The sequence below is a fragment of the Aeromonas sp. HMWF014 genome (genome assembly GCF_963878295.1).
Taxonomy (GTDB): Bacteria; Pseudomonadota; Gammaproteobacteria; order Enterobacterales; family Aeromonadaceae; genus Aeromonas; species Aeromonas popoffii.
Genome location: NZ_CAWNYS010000285.1, coordinates 1 through 3,968 on the forward strand (window position 1 = coordinate 1; position 3,968 = coordinate 3,968).

At 62.7% G+C, this 3,968-nt stretch carries 2 protein-coding genes and 4 pseudogenes; 4 read left to right on the forward strand and 2 right to left on the reverse strand.

The window, feature by feature from the left end; all coding sequences use genetic code 11:
* Positions 1 to 215, forward strand: a pseudogene (locus AAC083_RS11845) (TSUP family transporter); the annotation flags it as partial.
* Between the two features lie 41 nt (positions 216 to 256).
* Here the strand turns inward: AAC083_RS11845 and AAC083_RS11850 are convergent.
* Both AAC083_RS11850 and AAC083_RS11855 read right to left on the reverse strand, forming a co-directional pair.
* Entirely contained in the window at positions 257 to 1,144 is an 888-nt protein-coding gene (locus tag AAC083_RS11850) for a LysR family transcriptional regulator (RefSeq protein WP_108535370.1), read from the reverse strand.
* A gap of 117 nt (positions 1,145 to 1,261) precedes the next feature.
* A pseudogene (locus tag AAC083_RS11855) lies at positions 1,262 to 1,597 on the reverse strand (EamA family transporter); the annotation flags it as partial.
* Between AAC083_RS11855 and AAC083_RS11860 the strand changes: the two are divergent.
* From AAC083_RS11860 to AAC083_RS11870, 3 genes and pseudogenes are all read left to right on the forward strand, one after another.
* Positions 1,589 to 1,726 (forward strand): annotated as a pseudogene (locus AAC083_RS11860) (helix-turn-helix domain-containing protein); the annotation flags it as partial. The pseudogenes AAC083_RS11855 and AAC083_RS11860 overlap by 9 nt on opposite strands.
* A 262-nt stretch (positions 1,727 to 1,988) precedes the next feature.
* Positions 1,989 to 3,626 carry an ATP-dependent endonuclease gene (locus AAC083_RS11865; protein ID WP_042034831.1) on the forward strand — a complete coding sequence of 546 codons (1,638 nt, stop codon included), beginning with the start codon at positions 1,989 to 1,991 and terminating at the stop codon, positions 3,624 to 3,626.
* A gap of 153 nt (positions 3,627 to 3,779) precedes the next feature.
* Positions 3,780 to 3,968 (forward strand): annotated as a pseudogene (locus AAC083_RS11870) (hypothetical protein); the annotation flags it as partial.

Here is a 3,968-nt window from a genome sequence, read left to right on the forward strand (position 1 = left end):
CCTCCCTGCTTTTTTTCACCCTCGGGGGCAAGGTGGTGTGGAGTGTCGGTTTCTGCATGGCACTGGGGCAGTTTATCGGCGCCCGTTTTGGCTCCAAGATGGTGCTGAAAAAAGGTGTGAAGCTGATCAAGCCGCTGTTGGTGACCGTCTCCTTGCTGATGTCTGCCAAGCTGGTGTGGAGCCAGTATCCCGAGCTGTTTGCCTGGATCCCGTGAGGCGGCAGATTGACCGCCAGCCCCCACGCGCGGGTGTGGGGTTATTGCGCCGCGTCGCCGAGGTGGCGAAACTGCGCGCGCAGCGCACTCACCAGCCGGGCAATGCGCTCCCGCTTCAGGCTGCTCTGGCGGTAGACCAGGTGCAGTGGGCGCCCCAGACCGGGCAAGGGGCGCGCCTTCTCTCCCGGCTCCCCCACCAGTGCCAGCAAGCCCGCCGGCAAGAGCACAGGCCCTATGCCCGCCTTGGCCAGCTCGATCAAGGCCAGATAGGAGTCCAGCTCCATGGCCGGCACCAAGCCCAATTGTGCCAAGGGTTCACGCAGGTAGCGGTTGGAGGGGTTATCCAGATCCATGGTCAGGATCTTGCGTCTGTGTCCCTGACCCTGCACGAATGGCCGCTGATCTGCCGGTATCCCCTCAGCCTGATCGTTGCCCACCAGATAGAAGGGCTCCTCCAGCAATAGCTCGGCTCCCAGGCCATGGCCGGGCGGCAGGCGTCCGGCACAGATGCCGAGCAGGGCGTCGCCACTGCGCACCCGTGCCAGGATCACGGGGGTGTGATGGGTGGAGAGGGCAATGTGAGGATCGCGGCCAAGGTAGTCGTGCATGAAGCGGGCGAGGTAGCCCGCCAGCAGGGTTTCGGAGCAGGCGACGGGCAGGGGAGTCAGATCGGTGAGCGTCTGGCTGTCGGCCAGCACTCCCTTCATCTCGGCGAGACTCGGGGCCACCCGGTCGAGCAGCTCCCGTGCCTGCGGGGTGAGCCGGATCTGGCGGCCATCCGGCTCGATCAGCTTCTTGCCAAGGCGCTGTTCCAGCTGGGCAATGCGCTTGCTCACCGCCGACTGGCTGATGTAGAGGCGACTGGCCACCTTGGCCATGGTGCCCTCGCTTGCCAGCAGGCTGAGCGTCTCCAGCCCTTCCAGTAACATTGTGCCCCCTAGTGGTGCCATCACGCAGATCGAATGGCGCTACCTTAGAGGCTGATGGTCTCAGGAGCAAGTGTCGTTCACCGCCTTGGCTGGCCGCCAGCGCCACTCCCGCACGGGCGGGGCGAAGATCACCAGATTGCCGAGCAAACTGAACACCACTCCCACCATAGAGACCCTCTGCCAGACAAATCCCTCGTACAGCCAGAGATTGAGGCCGTTGAAGATAGTGGCGCTGGCGAAAATCACTGCCGACATGCCACTCGGGATAGAGAGGGTGACGTGATAGAAGTGATAGAAACAGAGGAAGTTGGTGGAAAAGGGCAAGGCGCCGAGCAGGGCTGCGTAGCGTTGACCCGCCCAGGGTAGGCGCGCAAAACGACCGCTGACGGAGAGCAGGGCAAACAGCGCCAGCGCCGCCAGCAGGCAGCGATACTCGATGGGAATGGGGCCGAGCCCTTGGCCAGCATCGCCATCCTGTGCGGATTCTCCTCCCAGGCCCACTTTGGCAACCGTTTTCGCGAGGCATTTGGCCTCACGCCGGGTCAGTGGCGCGCACAATTGTCATCTTATCGTCACAGATAACACTGAGACTCTGGGTAAAACTGGTGTACTATTGACCGCTTACCCATTGAAAGGAATGCCCATTGAATTATCGCAAACGTCAGATCCGTACCCGCCACCTTTGGTTCAGCCACTGGAATGCCCCCCAAGATCGCACCTGTGTTCCCACCCCTCCCGAACCCGTAGTGCCTCACAGTTCCCGCTGAAAATCGACACGACCCGATAGGATTTTTCCGGCAACTTTGCCACTATTGCGCCATCAGGATGGACTGGATATGGCCGCATGTTTCTGGAACGCATTGAAGTCAAAGGTTTTCGCGGAATAAATCGTCTCTCGCTCGGGCTGGATAACACCACGGTTCTCATCGGTGAGAACGCTTGGGGCAAGTCCAGCCTGCTGCGCGCCCTCTGGTGCTTGCTGGGGCAGGATGCCGAACCCTATCAGTTCGAGGCCGACGATTTTCACCAACCGGAAGATCCCGAACTCGCCCCCGCCCGCAATCTGCAACTGGTGCTTACCTTCAGTGAGCACAGACCCCAGATGTGCCTGCACTCCCATCGTCTGGCCCGACTGGGTGCCTCCTGGGTCAAGCACAAAGACAAATTCCATCGCATCCACTATCGCGCCAGCGCCGAGCTGGAGGCTGACGGATCCGTGACCACCACCCATGACTTTCTCGACGGCATCGGCAAGAGCCTGCCCATCGACAATGCCCATGAACTGGTCTGCCTGCTGATCACCATGAACCCTGTGTTCCGGCTGCGGGATGCCCGCACTGCCCGCAGTGGGGTGGAGGTGCTGAAGTGGAACGACCTGTCGCAGAACCGGCTGAGTCAGTTGGCCAACAAGCTGATCGACGAGCCTCAGCGCATCGGCGAACCCGAGCTCAAAGAAGCGTTGCAGGCGGTGCGCCAGCTGATGGATCACTACTTCAATGCCCTTGCCCCCATCAAGAACAAGCCCCGCAGTCAGCGGGACATCGTCAATCGCCCCATGACGTTGCGCAACCCCGGCAATCTGCAGGCGTTGCTGCGCAATGCCGACAATCGGGCGCTGCAGCTGGCGATGGCGGGCATGGCGGCCACCCTGCTCAACGCCCGTGGCAACCGCGAGCTGGAGCAGGGCGCGCGCCCCATCATGATCCTGGAAGATCCCGAAAGTCGCCTGCACCCCACCATGCTGGCCCTGGCCTGGGGCCTGCTGGAGCAGCTGCCTGGCCAGAAATTGCTCACCACCAACTCGGGCGACTTGCTCTCCTCCCTGCCCCTGAATCAGGTGCGCCGGCTGGTGCGTCGCCAGCAGGATATCGTCTGCCATCAGCTCGGTGGCGAACATTACAGCAGCGATGATCTGCGCAAGATTGCCTTTCACGTGCGCATCAACCGCCCCATGTCGATGTTTGCCCGCTGCTGGCTGCTGGTGGAGGGGGAGACAGAGATCTGGCTGCTCTCCGAGCTGGCCCAGATCTGCGGTTACAGTCTGCGGGCGGAAGGGGTGCGCATCATAGAGTTCGCCCAATGCGGCCAGTCGCCGCTCATCAAGGTGGCGCGCGACTTTGGCATAGAGTGGCACCTGCTCACCGATGGCGACGAAGCGGGGCTCAAATACGCCACCTCGGCCAGGGCACTGCTCAAGGGAGAGCGGGAGCGGGATCGGTTGACCCAGCTACCGGCGGCGGACATAGAGCACTACCTCTATCACAACGGTTTCGAGGCGGTGTTCAGGCGCGAGGCCGGCGTCGGCGGCCGCTCGACCCTCAATGCCGGGCGCATCATCAACAAGGCTATTCACCACCGCAGCAAACCGGGTATGGCGCTGGCGGTGGTGGAGGAGGCGGAGCGACTCGGTGGCGAGCACATCCCGCCGGTGATCCGCCAGATGTTTGCCAAGGTGGTGGCGCTGGCGCGCGGTCAGGGCTGATCCGCTCGTCTGCCCCGGCAGGCTGACAAGGCGCCGCCACAAAATCCCTGGCCAGCGGTTGCAGGGATTGGGGATGGGCGTGGGTTTGGGTATACTCGCCCCCTTCCCGGGCGCCCCACAGGCGCATCCTGAATCCTTGTTGCTGGAGGCGTCATGTTCGTCCAACTCCCTTTTTGGCTCTTTCCCCTGACCGGTCTGATGGCGCTGGGGGCACTCATCGCCCTTGGTATAGTGCTGTGGCGCGGTGACCTCTGCCCGGGCCAGCGCTCGCGGATCACGGCTCAGCTCTTCTCCATCTGGGTGATCACCGGCCTCTCCCTGATGCTGGCGGTGGAGGCCCGG